Origin of the sequence: Streptomyces sp. NPDC002463 (assembly GCF_042889835.1) — a bacterium.
GTDB classification, from domain to species: domain Bacteria; phylum Actinomycetota; class Actinomycetes; order Streptomycetales; family Streptomycetaceae; genus Streptomyces; species Streptomyces nymphaeiformis.
Genome location: NZ_JBIARL010000009.1, coordinates 191,504 through 207,424, shown reverse-complemented (window position 1 = coordinate 207,424; position 15,921 = coordinate 191,504). Strand labels below are relative to the sequence as shown.

At 72.7% G+C, this 15,921-nt stretch carries 19 protein-coding genes and 1 pseudogene; 12 read left to right on the top strand and 8 right to left on the bottom strand.

Features of this window, described 5'->3' with window-relative positions; translation table 11 throughout:
• Positions 1-34: 34 nt before the first annotated feature.
• On the bottom strand, positions 35-451 hold the full coding sequence (locus ACFYX3_RS19985) for an SsgA family sporulation/cell division regulator (protein WP_376591611.1): 417 nt from the start codon (positions 449-451) through the stop codon (positions 35-37).
• A gap of 119 nt (positions 452-570) precedes the next feature.
• Positions 571-1,038 (bottom strand): (4Fe-4S)-binding protein, encoded by a 468-nt coding sequence (locus ACFYX3_RS19980; RefSeq protein WP_389014997.1) that lies wholly within the window; start codon positions 1,036-1,038, stop codon positions 571-573.
• An 85-nt stretch (positions 1,039-1,123) separates the two neighbouring features.
• Between ACFYX3_RS19980 and ACFYX3_RS19975 the strand changes: the two genes are divergently transcribed.
• Positions 1,124-2,200: a WD40/YVTN/BNR-like repeat-containing protein gene (locus ACFYX3_RS19975; RefSeq protein WP_389015294.1), complete on the top strand. Its 1,077-nt coding sequence runs from the start codon at positions 1,124-1,126 to the stop codon at positions 2,198-2,200.
• On the opposite strand, the gene ACFYX3_RS19970 is transcribed toward ACFYX3_RS19975, so the two are convergent.
• A complete protein-coding gene (locus tag ACFYX3_RS19970) occupies positions 2,197-2,496 on the bottom strand; it encodes a YciI family protein (RefSeq protein WP_389014994.1) in 300 nt (99 codons plus the stop codon). The two genes, ACFYX3_RS19975 and ACFYX3_RS19970, sit on opposite strands and share 4 nt — an antisense overlap.
• 166 nt (positions 2,497-2,662) lie before the next feature.
• On the opposite strand from ACFYX3_RS19970, the gene ACFYX3_RS19965 reads away from it, so the two are divergent.
• From ACFYX3_RS19965 to ACFYX3_RS19945, 5 genes are all read left to right on the top strand, one after another.
• Positions 2,663-3,205 carry a heme-binding protein gene (locus ACFYX3_RS19965; protein WP_389014991.1) on the top strand — a complete coding sequence of 181 codons (543 nt, stop codon included), beginning with the start codon at positions 2,663-2,665 and terminating at the stop codon, positions 3,203-3,205.
• A 43-nt stretch (positions 3,206-3,248) separates the two neighbouring features.
• Positions 3,249-3,962 carry an endonuclease V gene (locus ACFYX3_RS19960; protein ID WP_389014988.1) on the top strand — a complete coding sequence of 238 codons (714 nt, stop codon included), beginning with the start codon at positions 3,249-3,251 and terminating at the stop codon, positions 3,960-3,962.
• A gap of 62 nt (positions 3,963-4,024) precedes the next feature.
• Entirely contained in the window at positions 4,025-4,144 is a 120-nt protein-coding gene (gene mmpA / locus ACFYX3_RS19955) for a morphogenic membrane protein MmpA (protein WP_385659231.1), read from the top strand.
• Complete coding sequence (locus ACFYX3_RS19950) at positions 4,141-4,509, top strand: VOC family protein (protein ID WP_359516042.1); 369 nt, start codon at positions 4,141-4,143, stop codon at positions 4,507-4,509. Before mmpA ends, ACFYX3_RS19950 begins: the two co-directional genes overlap by 4 nt.
• A 51-nt stretch (positions 4,510-4,560) precedes the next feature.
• On the top strand, positions 4,561-4,893 hold the full coding sequence (locus ACFYX3_RS19945; RefSeq protein ID WP_389014983.1) for a DUF6191 domain-containing protein: 333 nt from the start codon (positions 4,561-4,563) through the stop codon (positions 4,891-4,893).
• On the opposite strand, the gene ACFYX3_RS19940 is transcribed toward ACFYX3_RS19945, so the two are convergent.
• A complete protein-coding gene (locus ACFYX3_RS19940; RefSeq protein WP_389014980.1) occupies positions 4,890-6,095 on the bottom strand; it encodes a saccharopine dehydrogenase family protein in 1,206 nt (401 codons plus the stop codon). The two genes, ACFYX3_RS19945 and ACFYX3_RS19940, sit on opposite strands and share 4 nt — an antisense overlap.
• 203 nt (positions 6,096-6,298) lie before the next feature.
• On the opposite strand from ACFYX3_RS19940, the gene ACFYX3_RS19935 reads away from it, so the two are divergent.
• The 4 genes from ACFYX3_RS19935 to ACFYX3_RS19920 all read left to right on the top strand — a co-directional run bounded on the left by ACFYX3_RS19935 (position 6,299) and on the right by ACFYX3_RS19920 (position 12,091).
• A complete protein-coding gene (locus ACFYX3_RS19935; protein WP_389014977.1) occupies positions 6,299-7,444 on the top strand; it encodes a CaiB/BaiF CoA transferase family protein in 1,146 nt (381 codons plus the stop codon).
• Positions 7,441-8,592: an acyl-CoA dehydrogenase family protein gene (locus tag ACFYX3_RS19930; RefSeq protein WP_389014974.1), complete on the top strand. Its 1,152-nt coding sequence runs from the start codon at positions 7,441-7,443 to the stop codon at positions 8,590-8,592. Before ACFYX3_RS19935 ends, ACFYX3_RS19930 begins: the two co-directional genes overlap by 4 nt.
• Positions 8,593-8,661: 69 nt before the next feature.
• Complete coding sequence (locus ACFYX3_RS19925) at positions 8,662-9,876, top strand: acetyl-CoA C-acetyltransferase (protein ID WP_376591592.1); 1,215 nt, start codon at positions 8,662-8,664, stop codon at positions 9,874-9,876.
• Between the two features lie 40 nt (positions 9,877-9,916).
• Positions 9,917-12,091: a 3-hydroxyacyl-CoA dehydrogenase NAD-binding domain-containing protein gene (locus ACFYX3_RS19920; RefSeq protein WP_389014971.1), complete on the top strand. Its 2,175-nt coding sequence runs from the start codon at positions 9,917-9,919 to the stop codon at positions 12,089-12,091.
• Here ACFYX3_RS19920 and ACFYX3_RS19915 read toward each other — a convergent pair.
• The 3 genes and pseudogenes from ACFYX3_RS19915 to ACFYX3_RS19905 form a co-directional block, all read right to left on the bottom strand.
• Positions 12,078-12,812, bottom strand: coding sequence for a MerR family transcriptional regulator (locus tag ACFYX3_RS19915; RefSeq protein WP_116157951.1), 735 nt, complete (start codon positions 12,810-12,812; stop codon positions 12,078-12,080). The genes ACFYX3_RS19920 and ACFYX3_RS19915 overlap by 14 nt on opposite strands.
• An 88-nt stretch (positions 12,813-12,900) precedes the next feature.
• A complete protein-coding gene (locus ACFYX3_RS19910) occupies positions 12,901-13,455 on the bottom strand; it encodes a Clp protease N-terminal domain-containing protein (protein ID WP_389014967.1) in 555 nt (184 codons plus the stop codon).
• A pseudogene (locus tag ACFYX3_RS19905) lies at positions 13,455-13,745 on the bottom strand (hypothetical protein); the annotation flags it as partial. The pseudogene ACFYX3_RS19905 and the gene ACFYX3_RS19910, both read right to left, overlap by 1 nt.
• Positions 13,746-13,759: 14 nt before the next feature.
• On the opposite strand from ACFYX3_RS19905, the gene ACFYX3_RS19900 reads away from it, so the two are divergent.
• Entirely contained in the window at positions 13,760-14,242 is a 483-nt protein-coding gene (locus tag ACFYX3_RS19900; RefSeq protein WP_376591586.1) for a macro domain-containing protein, read from the top strand.
• A 91-nt stretch (positions 14,243-14,333) separates the two neighbouring features.
• Complete coding sequence (locus tag ACFYX3_RS19895; protein ID WP_389014963.1) at positions 14,334-14,837, top strand: hypothetical protein; 504 nt, start codon at positions 14,334-14,336, stop codon at positions 14,835-14,837.
• Here ACFYX3_RS19895 and sph read toward each other — a convergent pair.
• Entirely contained in the window at positions 14,834-15,859 is a 1,026-nt protein-coding gene (gene sph / locus ACFYX3_RS19890) for a sphingomyelin phosphodiesterase (protein WP_389014960.1), read from the bottom strand. The genes ACFYX3_RS19895 and sph overlap by 4 nt on opposite strands.
• Between the last annotated feature and the right edge of the window lie 62 nt (positions 15,860-15,921).

The following is a 15,921-nucleotide window of genomic DNA, read 5'->3' as shown; positions in this document are numbered from 1 at the left end:
GCCCCGGCCGGGAGGAGCGGCAAACGGATTAACGTCACGGGCGCTCGCGGAGCAGCTCCGCGAGGTCCTGGTCCCAGTCCAGGTACTGGTGCTCGCGGCCCGCCGGCACCAGGTGCTGCGAGCGCTCCAGGAAGCGGCGCAGCTCGGAGGTCCGCACATGGACCATGGCCACCCCCTCCGGGGCGTGGAACTCGACCACCGTGCGGTCGAACCCGTACGGACGCAGGCGCACGTCCCCGACCCCGGCCGGGCGCTCGACGCCCTGGACGAGCAGCTCGCGCGCGAAGGCCCAGGAGACCTCGACGCCCTCCAGGGTGGCCGGCGGCGGAAACGCCATGCTCACGGCGTACGGATCCTCGCGGTCGTACCGCAGGGTGGCGGGGACGGTCTCCATCCGGGGCGCGGACGCGACCAGACGGGCCTGCACGGCCTGCTCGATGACGGCGGACAAGACCGGCTCCTCTCACGCGGGCTTCGGATCCTGTGCGTCTCCCCGACACCAGGGCACCTGACACCCCTCAAGACGATCGGGAGGACCGGAACGTGCACTCCGGTACCACGTGAGTTGCGTCACCGGTCTTCCGGGACGTCGTCGTCGTCCGGTTCCGCGCAGGGGCCCGAGTGGTCGCAGTACGGCTGGTTGCCCGAGGCGCCGCAGCCGCAGAGCATCGCCCGGGTCTCGTGGCGGTCGCCGTGGGCGCCGGTCACCAGGAGGTCGCCGCGGACCACCAGCTGGCCGGCGGGCGTGCGCCGGACCGTGGTGGGGGAGTCCGGCTGCTCGGCGACGGCGTCCTCGGGACGGTGGTGGTACTGGAGCGCCCCGGAGGGGCAGCGCCGGACCACCTCCGCGACCCGGTCGGGGTCGGCGGCGTCGGGCAGCACCCACGGGCGCCGGGACGTGTCGAAGACCTCCGGCAGGCCGCGGACGCACTCCGCCGCGTGCAGACAGCGGCGCGGCTCGAACGTGACGGTGATGCCCTCGCCCTCGTACTCCTTGAGGCGGGGCCGTTCCTCCGTCGTACCTTCACCTTCCGTCATGCGACCCAGCCTAGGAACGCCGGGCCGAGGACGCACCCTGGACGCCGACCGGCCCGGGGCACTAGCTTCCGGCGCCATGACGTCCATGGGGAAGACGAGACGAACGATGTCGGTGGGGCTGATCGGGGCGGCGCTCGCGCTGACCCTGGCCGCCCCGGCGCGGGCCGGGGAGACCCCCACGGCCGCGGCCGGCTGGCAGCTCACACCGACAGGCACCGACGCCCGCTTCCGGGGCCTCGCGCCGGTCGACCGGAGGACCGCGTGGGCCGCGGGCTCCAAGGGCACGGTGCTGCGCACCACCGACGGCGGCCGCAGCTGGCGGAACGTGTCGCCGGCCGGAGCGGGCGACCTGGAGTTCCGCGACGTCGAGGCCTTCGACGCCCGCCGGGCCGTCGTCCTCGCCATCGGGGAGGGCGAGGCCTCCCGCGTGCTGCGCACCGAGGACGGCGGTGCCACCTGGACCGAGTCCTTCCGCAACACCGACGCGCGCGCCTTCTACGACTGCATGACCTTCTTCGACCACCGGCACGGACTCGCCCTGAGCGACCCGGTCGACGGGAAGTACCGCATCCTCTCCACCCGCGACGGCGGCCGCTCCTGGGAGGTCCTGCCGAGCGCCGGGATGCCCGACGCGCTCCCCGGCGAGGCGGGCTTCGCCGCGAGCGGCCAGTGCCTCGTGTCGGCCGGCCCCCGGGACGTGTGGCTCGCCACGGGCGGCGGCGCCACCGCGCGCGTGCTCCACTCCGCCGACCGGGGACTGAACTGGACGGCCACCGACACGCCGATCCCGGCCGGCGACCCGGCCCGCGGCGTCTTCGGGCTCGCCTTCCGCGACCGTACGCACGGCATCGCCGTCGGCGGCGACTACCGCAAGGACCAGCCGTCCCCTTCGGCCGGCGCGGTCAGCACCGACGGCGGACGCACCTGGAACCCCTCGGCGACCCCGCCGCCCGCCTACCGCTCCGGCGTCGCCTGGCTCCCGCACGGCAAGGCGGCCGCGCTTGCCGTCGGCCCGACCGGCACCGACCTCACCACCGACGGCGGCCGCACCTGGCGCACGGTCGACACCGGCTCGTACGACACGGTCGACTGCACCGCGGACGGCTCCTGCTGGGCCTCCGGCGAGAAGGGCCGCATCGCCCGCCTCGCCACGAAGGACTAGGAGGGCAGCTCCTCCCGGTACGCGGCGATCCCGTCGGCCGTCTTGGTCGCGTAGAACTCCGTGATCCGGTACGCGCACACGCCCTCGGCGCTGAACGGGTCGGCCGCCGCGATCTTCTCGATCTCCGCGCGGTCGACCCCGGCGGCCAGGATGATCCCGCCGTCCCGCGGGTTCTTCCGACCCGACGCCAGGAACACGCCGGCGGCGTACTGCGCGTCCAGCCATTCGACGTGCGCGTCGAGCAGCGCGTCCACCCGCTCGATCGGCGCGGTGTAGGTCAATTCGAGAATGAACATGATCGCCAGGCTACCCGTGCCGACCGGCGGCCGTTCGGCGTACGACCGGTCCCACGTACGGCCCACCGGGCGCGCCGCCGGCCGGGCAACCGCGAACGGGGCTGCCCCAATGACCGGGCACCACGCCCCGGGGCCCCGGGGCGCGGTGCCCCAGGAGAGTCTCCCCGTGAAGCGTTCCCCGTTCCCGCGCACGCGCGTCGCCGTCGGCGCCTCCCTGCTCGTCCTCGGCCTGGGCCTGGCGAGCGCCGCGCCCGCGATCGCGGTCTCGGGCCCGGGCGAGGTGAAGGACAAGAACGTCGTCCAGACCGACCACCTCACCGAGCAGGCCGCCTTCAAGGCCGCCCGCGCCGCGCTCTCCGCGGCCGCCCGCGCCGGCCGGCACGTCAGCGTCGCCGTCGTCGACCGCGACGGCAACACCATCGTCGTCCTGCGCGGCGACGGATCGGGTCCGCACACCTACGAGTCCGCGCAGCGCAAGGCGTACACCGCCGCGTCCTTCAACGCCCCGACCTCGGTCCTGGTCGGCCGCCTCCAGCAGAACCCGACCCTGGCCGACATCCCGGGCACGCTGTTCCTCGCCGGCGGCCTGCCGATCCACTACCACGGCGCCCCGATCGCCGGCATCGGCGTGGCCGGAGCGCCGAGCGGCCCGACGGACGAGGCGTTCGCCGCGGCGGGAATCGCGGCCATCAGCCTCCGAAGCCTCTGACCGCATCCGTGCGCCCGGGGGCCGCCGTAGGGTGGGCCCCATCATGACGATCATCGGGATTCCGGCGGGCTGGCCCGCCGACGAGGACGCCGCGCGGGACGTGCAGCGGGAGTTGCGGGGGCGGCTCGTGCTCGGGGAGAGCGGGCCGCCGCCGGGTGAGGGGCACGTCACCGGACTCGACGTGGCGTACGACGACGAGCGCGACCTCGTCGCCGCCGCGGCCGTCGTGCTCGACGCGCGCACCCTGGACGTGGTGGAGGAGGCCACGGCGGTCGGCCGGGTCTCCTTCCCGTACGTCCCCGGGCTCCTCGCCTTCCGCGAGATCCCGACCGTGCTCGCCGCGCTCGACTCCCTGAGCGCCGACCCGGGCCTCCTGGTCTGCGACGGCTACGGCCTCGCCCACCCGCGCCGCTTCGGCCTCGCCAGCCACCTCGGCGTCCTCACCGGCCGCCCGTCGATCGGCGTCGCCAAGAACCCCTTCACCTTCACCTACGAGCAACCCGGCGACGCGCGCGGCGACTTCACCCCGCTCCTCGCCGGCGGGGAGGAGGTCGGCAGGGCCCTGCGCACCCAGGCAGGCGTCAAGCCCGTGTACGTCTCCGTGGGCCACCGCGTCTCCCTCGACAACGCCTGCGCCCACACCCTGCTCCTCTCCCCGCGCTACCGGGTGCCCGAGACCACCCGTCACGCCGACTCCCTCTGTCGCAGAGCACTCAAGGAGGCGCAGGAATCACTCGGGTCACTCGGGTCCGTCTGAGTATCCCGGGTGAGTACCTGTACGGATACCCGTTGTCGTACCCCCGCGGCAGAGTGGTGCCCATGACAGCTCGCGTTCCCGCAACCCGTGGTCTCGGCGCCGCACTTGCCGTCGCCGGGGCCTCCGCCCTCGCCTGGGCCTGCGCCATCCTGTACGTCGTCGCGGACTGGACGCTGGGATGATCGGGCGTCTGCGCTGCCTCGTCCTCGACTGCCCCGACGCCCGTGAACTGGCCCTGTTCTACCAGGGGTTGCTGGGCGGCGAGATCGAGTGCCCCGATCCGGCGCTCGCCGTCGGAGAAGGGTCCGCCGTGCTCTGCGACGCGGGCGGCCCGGTGCTCGCCTTCCAGAGCGTGGCCGACCACCATCCGCCCGTCTGGGGCGCGCCCGAGCAGCAGTTCCACCTGGACGTACGGGTCGGGGACCCGGCCGCCGCCCACGCGGCCGTGCTCGCGCTCGGCGCCACTCCGCTCGACGGGGGCGAGGCGCCCACCTGGCGCGTCTACGCCGATCCGGCGGGCCATTTCTTCCGCCTCGTCGCTCCCTGAGACCGCGCCCCGGGGCGGGAACGGTGCGGCGCCGCCGGCCGTTGGGCGGGCATGGTGATGATGGTGAGCCTGATGGTCACGGCGGTGATCGTCCTGATCCCGTTCCTCTTGGCGGCCGCCCGGCACGTGGTGCTGCGGACCGGCAGACCGAAGTGGGTGCGCCATGTCCTGGCCGCCCGCGCCAAGGATGACGCGGACGGAGCGGGTGTCACCGTCACCGACGAGCTGCTCTCGTTCCTGAACCCCGGCAAGCGCGTCCAGATCGAGCGCCGCCAGGAGGAACGCCTCGTCCGCCACGACGTCCAGGACGGCGCCCCGCGCCGCGTGGGCGTCGACCTGGACAGGGGGACCGCCGTGATCCGCCCCGGCGGCGACAGGGGCTAACCGCGGTGCGCGACCCGGAAGCGGATGCCCGCCGCGCGCAGGCGGTCGGTCAGGGCGTCGCCCATCGCGACGGCCGTCGTGACCTGGCCGGCCGTCTTCGGCAGGTCGTCGAAGGCGAGGCACAGGGCGGACTCGGCGAGCATCTTCGCCGTCTCGTCGTAGCCCGGGTCGCCGCCCGAGACCTCGGTGAAGACCCGCCGCCCGCCGCCCTCGCCGACGAACCGGACGGAGAACCAGCTGTGGGCGCGCCGCTCGGCCGACGGACCCCGGCCCGCGGCATAACGCTCCATCAGCCAGGAACGCACCGGCGGGAGTTGGGCGGCCGCGACGCTCGCGCCGATGGCGGCGGTGCCTCCGAGTGCCATCGGGAGGGTCTTCACGGAGGCGTAGTGCCGGTAGCGGAAGTCCGGTCCGTACCGTTCGAGGGCGGCGGCCGAGCGGGCCACGACCTGCGGGTCGAGCGTCGGCAGCGGCAGCGCCCAGGTCCCCGTCTCCCGGCTGAACCGCGGCCCGGCGAGCGGCGCGCGGGCCCGGCGGCCCACCAGGCGCGGTTCGTGCAGCCTGCGCTCGTGCGCCGCCCGCAGGATCTCCCGACCCCGGCCGAACGCGGTCAGCGCCGAGGCGAAGGTGCCGCCGGAGAAGGCCGCCCCGGCCCGCACGAAGCCGTCGACGCGCAGCGGCACGTCCTCCGGCAGCTGCCGCACCGTGAAGTACACGCCCAGGTCGTGCGGGACGGAGTCGAAGCCGCAGGCGTGCACGATCCGGGCGCCGGTCTCCCGGGCGCGCGCGTCGTGCCGTACGAACATGAGGTCCACGAACTCGGCCTCGCCCGTCAGGTCGAGATAGTCCGTGCCCGCCTCCGCGCAGGCCGCGACCAGCCCCTCGCCGTGCCAGACGTACGGCCCGACCGTGGTCGCCAGCACCCGCGCGGACTCGGCGAGTTCGCGCAGCGAGCCGGGATCGGCCGAGTCGGCGACGAGCAGCGGCAGGGCGGCGAGCCGCGGCCGGCCGGCGGCGAGCCGGTCCCGCAGCGCCTCCAGTCTGCCGAGGCTGCGCCCGGCGAGCGCCCAGCGGCAGTCCGCCGGGGCGTGCTCGGCCAGGTACTCCGCGGTGAGCTCGCCCACGAAGCCCGTCGCCCCGAAGAGGACCACGTCGTACGGTCTGGCTCCGGTCTCGCGTCCCACGCCCGCCCCTGTCTCCATCAAGACCCTCGTCTCGGCCGTACCGCGCCGCCGCGCGCGGTTGTCGTCGGCGGAGGATAGCGGAACCGGGGCGGGCTCCCGTCCCGGAGCCCGCCCCGCACAATTTCCAAGCGCTTGCTCGGCCGGGGGGCTTGTGTCGAGTGGAACACGTTCCTAGCATCTCTGGTGTTACATCATTGGTGTCACATACTCCTGGGGGCTCGATGAGCACGACGCACACCGCCCGGAACGGCCCGCTCACGGGCGTGCGCGTGGTCGAACTCGCCGGGATCGGCCCCGGCCCCTTCGCCGCGATGCTCCTCGCCGACCTCGGCGCCGACGTCGTCCGCGTCGACCGCCCCGGCGGCGCCGGGATCGGCATCGACCCTGCCCGCGACCTCACCAACCGCAACAAGCGCTCCGTCCTCGTCGACCTCAAGGCCGAGGACGGCCCCGCCACCGTGCTCGACCTCGTCGAGCGGGCCGACATCCTCGTCGAGGGCTACCGGCCCGGCGTCGCCGAACGCCTCGGCGTCGGCCCCGAGGCCTGCCTCGCCCGCAATCCGCGCCTCGTCTACGGCCGGATGACCGGCTGGGGCCAGGACGGGCCGCTCGCCCCGACCGCCGGACACGACATCGGGTACATCGCGATCACCGGCGCCCTCGGCATGATCGGCCCCGACCCGGACGGCCCGCCCACCATCCCCGCCAACCTCGTCGGCGACTACGCGGGCGGCTCCCTCTACCTCGTCATCGGCGTCCTCGCCGCCCTCCAGCACGCCCGGACGCACGGCGAGGGTCAGGTCGTCGACGCCGCCATCGTCGACGGCACGGCCCACCTCACCACCATGATCCACGCCATGCTCGCGACCGGCGGCTGGCAGGACCGCAGGGGCGTGAACCTGCTCGACGGCGGCTGCCCCTTCTACGGCGTGTACGAGACCTCCGACGGCGGCCACATGGCGGTCGGCGCCCTGGAGGAACGGTTCTACGAGGAGTTCGCCCGCCTCCTGGGCCTCGCCGACGCCGGCTCCCTCCGCCACGACCTCGCCCGCTGGCCCGAGCTGCGCAAGGCCGTCGCCGACCGCTTCCGGAGCCGTACCCGCGAGGAGTGGACCGCCGTCTTCGGCGCCTCCGACGCCTGCGTCGCTCCCGTCCTCTCCCTGCGTGAGGCCCCCGGCCACCCGCATCTGGCCGCCCGCGCCACCTTCATCGAGCGGGACGGCATCGCCCAGCCCGCCCCCGCACCCCGCTTCTCCGCCACCCCCGGCACCCTGCGTACGGGCCCCGCCCTGCCCGGTGCCGACACCGCAGAGGTCGCCCGCGACTGGGCCGTACCCGCCCTGAACACCCAGGAGCCCGAAGCATGAAGCGTCAGCTCTACACCGAGGACCACGAGGCCTTCCGCGCGGTCGTCCGCACCTTCCTGGAGAAGGAGGTGCTGCCCCACTACGAGCAGTGGGAGAAGGACGGCATCGTCTCCCGCGAGGCATGGCTCGCCGCCGGCCGGCAGGGCCTCCTCGGCCTCGCCGTCGAGGAGGAGCACGGCGGCGGCGGCAACCCCGACTTCCGGTACGCCTCCGTCCTCGCCGAGGAGTTCACCAGGGCGGCCGCGCCCGGTCTCGCCATCGGCCTGCACAACGACATCATCGGCCCGTACCTCACCAAGCTCGCCACCGACGAGCAGCGCCGCCGCTGGCTGCCCGGCTTCTGCTCCGGCGAGATCGTCACCGCCATCGCCATGACGGAACCCGGCGCCGGCTCCGACCTCCAGGGCATCCGCACCACCGCCGAGGACCACGGCGACCACTGGATCCTCAACGGCTCCAAGACCTTCATCTCCAACGGCATCCTCGCCGACCTGGTGATCGTCGTCGCGAAGACCACCCCCGAGGGCGGCGCCCGCGGCCTCTCCCTCCTGGTCGTCGAGCGCGGCATGGAGGGCTTCGAGCGCGGCCGGAACCTCGACAAGATCGGGCAGAAGTCCCAGGACACCGCCGAACTCTTCTTCAAGGACGTCCGCGTCCCCAAGGAGAACCTGCTCGGCGAGCTCAACGGCGCCTTCGTCCACCTCATGACCAACCTCGCCCAGGAGCGCCTCGCCATCGCCGTCGCGGGCATCGCCGGTGCCGAGCACCTCCTGGAGCTCACCACCCGCTACGTCAAGGAGCGCGAGGCCTTCGGCCGGCCGCTCGCCAAGCTCCAGCACGTGCGCTTCGAGATCGCGGAGATGGCCACCGAGTGCGCCGTCACCCGCACCTTCGTGGACCGCTGCATCGCCGAGCACGCCGATCCGACCGGCCTCGGACTCGACCCCGTCAACGCCTCCATGGCGAAGTGGTGGGCGACCGAGCTCCAGAAGCGGGTCGCCGACCGCTGCCTGCAACTGCACGGCGGATACGGCTACATGAGCGAATTCCCGGTCGCCCGCGCCTTCACCGACGGCCGCATCCAGACCATCTACGGCGGGACGACGGAGATCATGAAGGAGATCATCGGCCGCTCCCTGCTGGGCTGACCACCGACCTCCCGGCTCGTCGAACACCCCCACCGCTTGTCGACAAACCCTCATCGCGAAAGGCTTCCCGTGAGCACCGAAGCGTACGTGTACGACGCGATCCGCACCCCGCGCGGACGCGGCAAGGCCAACGGCTCCCTGCACGGCACCAAGCCCATCGACCTGGTCGTCGGCCTCATCCGGGAGATCCAGGCCCGCAACCCCGGACTCGACCCGGCCGCCATCGACGACATCGTCCTCGGCGTCGTCGGCCCGGTCGGCGACCAGGGCTCCGACATCGCCCGCATCGCCGCCATCGCCGCCGGACTGCCCGACACCGTCGCCGGCGTCCAGGAGAACCGCTTCTGCGCCTCCGGCCTCGAAGCGGTCAACATGGCCGCGATGAAGGTCCGCTCCGGCTGGGAGGACCTCGTCCTCGCCGGCGGCGTCGAGTCCATGTCCCGTGTGCCGATGGCCTCCGACGGCGGCGCCTGGTTCGCCGACCCGATGACCAACATGGAGACGAACTTCGTCCCCCAGGGCATCGGCGCCGACCTCATCGCCACCCTGGAGGGCTTCAGCCGCCGGGACGTCGACGAGTACGCCGCCCTCTCCCAGGAGCGCGCCGCCGCCGCCGTCAAGGACGGCCGCTTCGCCCGCTCCGTCGTCCCCGTCAAGGACCGCGCCGGACTCACCGTCCTCGACCACGACGAGTTCATCCGTCCCGGCACCACCGCCGACACCCTCGCCCGCCTCAAGCCCTCCTTCGCCGACATCGGCGAGCTCGGCGGCTTCGACGCGGTCGCGCTGCAGAAGTACCACTGGGTCGAGGAGATCGACCACGTCCACCACGCGGGCAACTCCTCCGGCATCGTCGACGGCGCCTCGCTCCTCGCCGTCGGCTCCAAGGAGGTCGGCGAGCGGTACGGGCTGACGCCGCGCGCCCGGATCGTCTCCGCCGCCGTCTCCGGCTCCGAGCCGACCATCATGCTCACCGGCCCCGCCCCGGCCACCCGCAAGGCCCTCGCCAAGGCCGGCCTCACCATCGACGACATCGACCTCGTCGAGATCAACGAGGCCTTCGCGGCCGTCGTCCTGCGCTTCGTCAAGGACATGGGCATCTCCCTGGACAAGGTCAACGTCAACGGCGGCGCCATCGCGCTCGGCCACCCGCTCGGCGCCACCGGCGGCATGATCCTCGGCACCCTCGTCGACGAACTGGAGCGCCAGGACAAGCGCTACGGCCTCGCCACCCTCTGCGTGGGCGGCGGCATGGGCATCGCCACCGTCGTCGAGCGCGTCTGACGTCCCGTCCGCACCCCATACTCACGGAGAAGCAGCAGACATGAGCGAGAGCACCACCATCCGCTGGGAGCAGGACGAGACCGGGATCGTCACCCTCGTCCTCGACGACCCCAACCAGTCCGCCAACACCATGAACCAGGCCTTCCGGGCCTCGATCAAGGCGATCGCCGACCGCGTGGAGGCCGAGAAGGACTCCATCCGCGGCATCATCTACACCTCCGCGAAGAAGACCTTCTTCGCGGGCGGCGACCTCAAGGACATGATCAAGGCGGGCCCCGAGCACGCCCAGGACATCTTCGACTCCGCCATCGAGATCAAGAACGCCCTCCGCCGCATCGAGACCCTCGGCAAGCCGGTCGTCGCCGCCATCAACGGCGCCGCGCTCGGCGGCGGCTACGAGATCGCCCTGGCCTCCCACCACCGCGTCGCCCTCGACGCCCCCGGCTCCAAGATCGGCCTGCCCGAGGTCACCCTCGGCCTGCTGCCCGGCGGTGGCGGCGTCGCCCGCACCGTACGCCTCATGGGCATCACCGACGCCCTCCTCAAGGTGCTGCTCCAGGGCACCCAGTACGCCCCGAAGCGCGCCCTGGACAGCGGCCTCGTCCACGAGGTCGCCGCCACCGCCGAGGAGATGATGGCCAAGGCCATCGCCTTCATCGACGCGAACCCGGAGTCCCGCCAGCCCTGGGACGTCCCCGGCTACCGCATCCCCGGCGGCACCCCGTCGAACCCGAAGTTCGCCGCCAACCTGCCGGCCTTCCCGGCCAACCTGCGCAAGCAGCTCAACGGCGCGCCCTACCCGGCCCCGAAGGCCATCATGGCCGCCGCCGTCGAGGGCTCCCAGGTCGACTTCGAGACCGCCGTCACCATCGAGTCCCGTTACTTCACCGAGCTGGTCATCGGCCAGACCGCGAAGAACATGATCCAGGCGTTCTTCTTCGACCTCCAGGCGGTGAACTCGGGCGCGAGCCGCCCGAAGGGCATCGAGAAGCGCCAGGTCCGCAAGGTCGCCGTCCTCGGCGCCGGCATGATGGGCGCCGGCATCGCGTACTCCTGCGCCCGGGCCGGCATCGAGGTCGTCCTCAAGGACGTCTCCGCCGAGTCCGCCGCGAAGGGCAAGGCGTACTCCGAGAAGCTCTGCGCCAAGGCCGTCTCCCGCGGCCGCACCACCCAGGAGAAGGCCGACGCCCTCCTCGCCCGCATCACGCCCACCGCCGAGGCGGCGGACCTGGCCGGCTGCGACGCGGTCATCGAGGCGGTCTTCGAGGACACGGCGCTCAAGCACAAGGTCTTCCAGGAGATCCAGCACGTCGTCGCCCCCGACGCGCTGCTCTGCTCCAACACCTCCACCCTCCCCATCTCGGTCCTCGCCGAGGGCGTCGAGCGCCAGACCGACTTCATCGGCCTGCACTTCTTCTCGCCCGTCGACAAAATGCCGCTCGTCGAGATCATCAAGGGCGAGCGGACCGGCGACGAGGCGCTCGCCCGGGCCTTCGACCTGGTCCGCCAGATCAACAAGACGCCGATCGTCGTCAACGACTCGCGCGGCTTCTTCACCTCCCGGGTGATCGGCCACTTCATCAACGAGGGCGTCGCCATGGTCGGCGAGGGCATCGAGCCCGCCTCGGTCGAGCAGGCCGCCGCCCAGGCCGGCTACCCGGCGAAGGTCCTCTCCCTCATGGACGAGCTGACCCTCACCCTCCCGCGCAAGATCCGCAACGAGACGAAGAAGGCGATCGAGGAGGCGGGCGGCACCTGGGTCACCCACCCGGGCGAGGCCGTCATCGACCGCATGGTCGACGAGTTCGGCCGCCCCGGCCGCAGCGGCGGTGCGGGCTTCTACGAGTACGGCGAGGACGGCAAGCGCGGCAAGCTCTGGCCGGGCCTGCGCGAGCACTTCACGAAGCAGGGGTACGAGATCCCCTTCCGCGACATGCAGGAGCGGATGCTGTTCTCCGAGGCCCTGGACACCGTCCGGCTCCTGGAGGAGGGCGTCCTGACCTCGGTCGCCGACGCCAACATCGGCTCCATCATGGGCATCGGCTTCCCGGCGTGGACCGGCGGCATCCTCCAGTACATCAACGGCTACGAGGGCGGCGTCGCCGGCTTCGTGACGCGCGCCCGCGAGCTGGCGGCGACGTACGGCGAGCGCTTCGAGCCGCCGGCCCTCCTGGTGGAGAAGGCGGACCGCGGCGAGGTCTTCACCGACTCCTGAAGGCAGTCCTGAGCTCCTCGCTCAAGGACCGCTGGAACGCGGTGAGGAGGGCCTGGACCACCATCGGCTGCATGTGCGCCGAGAGCGACTTCATCGCGCTCACGTGGTCCGGGTCCTCCCCGCTCTCCCGGTACGGGCTCCACACCTCGTCCCGGAAGAGCCGGGACAGCTCCTGGGCGGCAGCGCGCGCGTGCTGCAGGAGCACGGTGCGGGAGGCGAGGATCGTCTCGTGCTCGATGGGCACGTCGAGCAGCTCGACGCCGAGCCGCAACAACGCACCGTCGAGCCGGAAGGTGTCGACGTCCTCGGTCCGGTCGAGCACGCCCATCGCGGCCAGCCGGTCCACGTCCCGTCCGGTCAGCGCCCGCCCTGCCCGCCGCTCCAGCTCCCGCCGGGTGATCGTCTCGGCGGACTCGGGCGCCCACGAGGCCACGAGGGCCCGGTGGATGGCGAGGTCCTGCGCGCTGAGGTCGTCCGGCAACTGCTCGAGGTACCGCTCGATCGCGGCGAGCGTCATCCCCTGCCGCTGCAACTCCTCGATCAGCGCGAGCCGCGACAGATGATCGGCCCCGTAGTGCCCCACCCGCCGCGCCCCGATGACGGGCGGCGGCAGCAGCCCCCGCGTCCCGTAGAACCGCACGGTCCGCACGGTGACCCCGGCCCGCGCGGCCAGCTCGTCCACGGTGTACACGGGCCCCTGCGCGTCACTCGCCTGCTCCATGGTTCAACAGTATTGCTGTCTCACCATTGCTGTAAAAGCCCCTGAAGGGCTCGTCTCGCAGGTCGGTCCCTCATCGGGGGCCGGGGGATCAGAGGGGCGCGGGCGAGGACAGGGCCGTGTCGACGGAGACGAACGTGACGCCGTGGTCGGCCAGCGCCTCGGCGACGACGCCGCCGAGGGCGGTGAGGGCAAGGAGGAGGTGCTCGTCGCCGATCTCGCGGTCCTTGCGGGCCAGGGCGACACGGAGGGACTTCTCCAGGACGGTCTTCGCCTCGCGGGAGAAGGAGAGGCGGCCCGACCACCACCCGGTGTCCTTGCGGTCGCCCTCCAGCGCGCCCGTGCCGTGGGTCTCCTCGACGCGCTCGACGATCGCGCCGACGTCGATGCCGAGGCCGGCCAGGGCCTCCGCGTCCGCCCGGGACAGTCCGGCCCGGCGCCGCGCGTCGGAGAGCGCGGCGAGCAGTGACGGGCGGCGCTCCGGCGGACACAGTTGCCCGAGGACCGCCGCCGCGCGGGTGTCCTCGCGGTCGAGCAGGGCCAGGAGGAGGTGCTCCGGGGTGACGACGGCCGCGCCGCCGCGCTCCGCGTGTGCGGCCGCGCCCTTCACCGTGGCCCGTGCGGCCTTCGTGAACCGTTCGAACATCACTGCCTCCCGTACTTCTTGTGGACGGCCTGCCGGCTGACACCCAGCTCGGTCGCGATCTCCTGCCACGACCATCCGTGGTTGCGCGCACTGCGCACCTGGACGGCCTCCAGCTGTTCCAGCAGTCGCCGCAGCGCGGAGACGGCCCTCAGTCCGACCCGTGGGTCGCGATCGCCGGCCCGTGCGGCGAGATCGGTCGCATCGGTCATGTTGTCAATGTAGGTTGACAGCGCAGAAGGTGTCAACCCTGGTTGACGTCCTCCGCGCCGCCCGCACTGTCGGTGCCGTCTCCTACGGTGATCCCATGACCGTGATCACGTACGTACGCGGGGATGCCACCGCACCCCAGGCCAAGGGCGTCAAGATCGTCGCGCACGTCTGCAACGACCTCGGGGGCTGGGGAAAGGGCTTCGTCCTGGCCGTCTCGCGCCGCTGGCCGGAGCCCGAGGCGGCCTTCCGGCGCTGGCACCGCGAGCGCGCGAAGAACGACTTCGGCCTCGGTGCGGCCCAGTTCGTCCAGGTCGAGCCCTATGTCTGGGTGGCCAACCTGGTCGGGCAGCGGGGGATGCGGACGGGGCGGAGCACCGGCGTGCCCGTGCGGTACGAGGCGATCGACGCCGCCCTCGGACTCCTCGCGGACAAGGCGGCCGAACTCGGGGCGTCCGTGCACATGCCGCGCATCGGCTGCGGCCTCGCCGGCGGCTCCTGGGGGAAGGTGGAGCCGCTGGTGCTCCGGCGTCTCGTGGAGCGGGGGATACCGGTCACCGTGTACGACTTCGGCGGGTAACGGGCGCGAGGGCGGGCCCTCGCAGAAGTGTTCGGGTGCGCGGGCTAGAGTCGGCGGTTCGCATCGGGGGAACGGGAAGCAGGGGAGTCGGATGTACGTGCAACTCAGGGAGACCGCGGACGAGTTGGCCGGGGTCCTGTGGCGGGAGCACGCCGTGTACCGGGAGCGGGGCGGCGGTGTGGTGATCCGGGGCGAGCACGTGCGCCGCTGGATCAGTCTCGCCCCGACCGGGGGCAAGGACCGGGCCCTGCTGCGGGCCGGGCGGATCCTGGACGGGGGGACGACCGCCCCGGCCCGTACGGAGGTCGTCGTCGACCTGACGGCCGGGACGGCGGAGCTCGCGACCGTCTGCCGCCGGCTGCTCGCCGACGTCGCCGCGGGCGTCGAGCCGGCCCGGTCCGCGGAGTCGGGGCCGTCCCGCGCCGGAAGGCCCGGGAAGCGCGAGAAGCCGGGGCGCGCGGCTCGTGCCGCCCGCCCCGGCCGCCGCCCCCGCAGGGAGCGGCACACCAGCCCCGGCTCCTGGTTCGTCCTGCTCTGCGTGGCCGGAGTTCTCGGTGTCTGGCTGTACAGCCTCTTCGGGAGCTACCCCTACTAGTAGGCCGTCACGGGGTAGTGGTCGGAGAGGTTGGTGTACGTGTACTGCGTGCCCCAGCTGGAGACCGTCCACGGCGCGGTCTGCTCCAGGACCACGTTGTTGGTCCAGCCGGCGGGCCGCGCGTTCCCGGCGCGGTAGAGGACGTAGTCGAGGTCCTCGCGCGGGTCGGTCGGGTAGCGGTAGGACGCGATCGAGTTCAGCTGAGTGTCGAAGGAGTACGGGTGGCCGGTGCGGGCGCCGGCCCCCACCAGGCCCGCGTCGGCGAGCATCGTGTCGTACTCGGGCGTGTGCGAGTCGACGTTCATGTCACCGGCGACGATGACCTGCTCGTTCGCCGGGATGTTCTTGGCGTCGAGGAACGCGTCGATCGCCTTGAACTGACGGCTGCGCATCTGCGCCGCCTCGCCCGCCGAGCAGCCCGGGTCGGTCGAGTTCGCGTGCGTGCCGACGACGTGGACGAGGCTGCCGTTCACGTTCAGGACGGTGTAGGCGAAGCCCTTGTTCGCGTACCAGTCGGCGCCGCAGGCGTCCTTGTAGACGTACTGCTCCTTGCGGACGATCGGCCACTTGCTGAGGACCGTCACCCCGCCGTCCTCGGGCGTGGTCGAGGAGTAGGCCCCGCCGGTCGCGTCCCAGCCGGTCTTGCTGCGGCCGACGACGGGGGTCTGGTACGGGTACTGGGCGGCGGCGTTCGCCTTGAGGGCGTCCGAGGCGGAGTTGTCGAAGGCCTCCTGGAGCACGACGACGTCCTGCCCCTGGAAGAAGGGGGCGGCGGGGATCGCCTTGGCCCGGTGGTCCTGGCCCCAGTTCGGGTAGAGGGTCTTCGACATCAGGAACGTGTTGTACGTGAGCACCTTCAGCCGCGGGGCCTCGGTGGTCGCGGCGGACGCGCCCGGGGCGGCCGCCGCCAGGGTGGCGGCGGCGAGGGCGAGCGAAAGGGCGGCGCCGGGGGCGCGGCGGAGCGCTGCGAACGACACGTGAACTCCCATGAGTGCGTGGGGGGTTGGGCTGGCGCCGCACATACAATCAGCCGTGGTTACCTTCCGGTAGCCTTTGGGTGCCGGGAATCTTGCCGAGCTCGCAA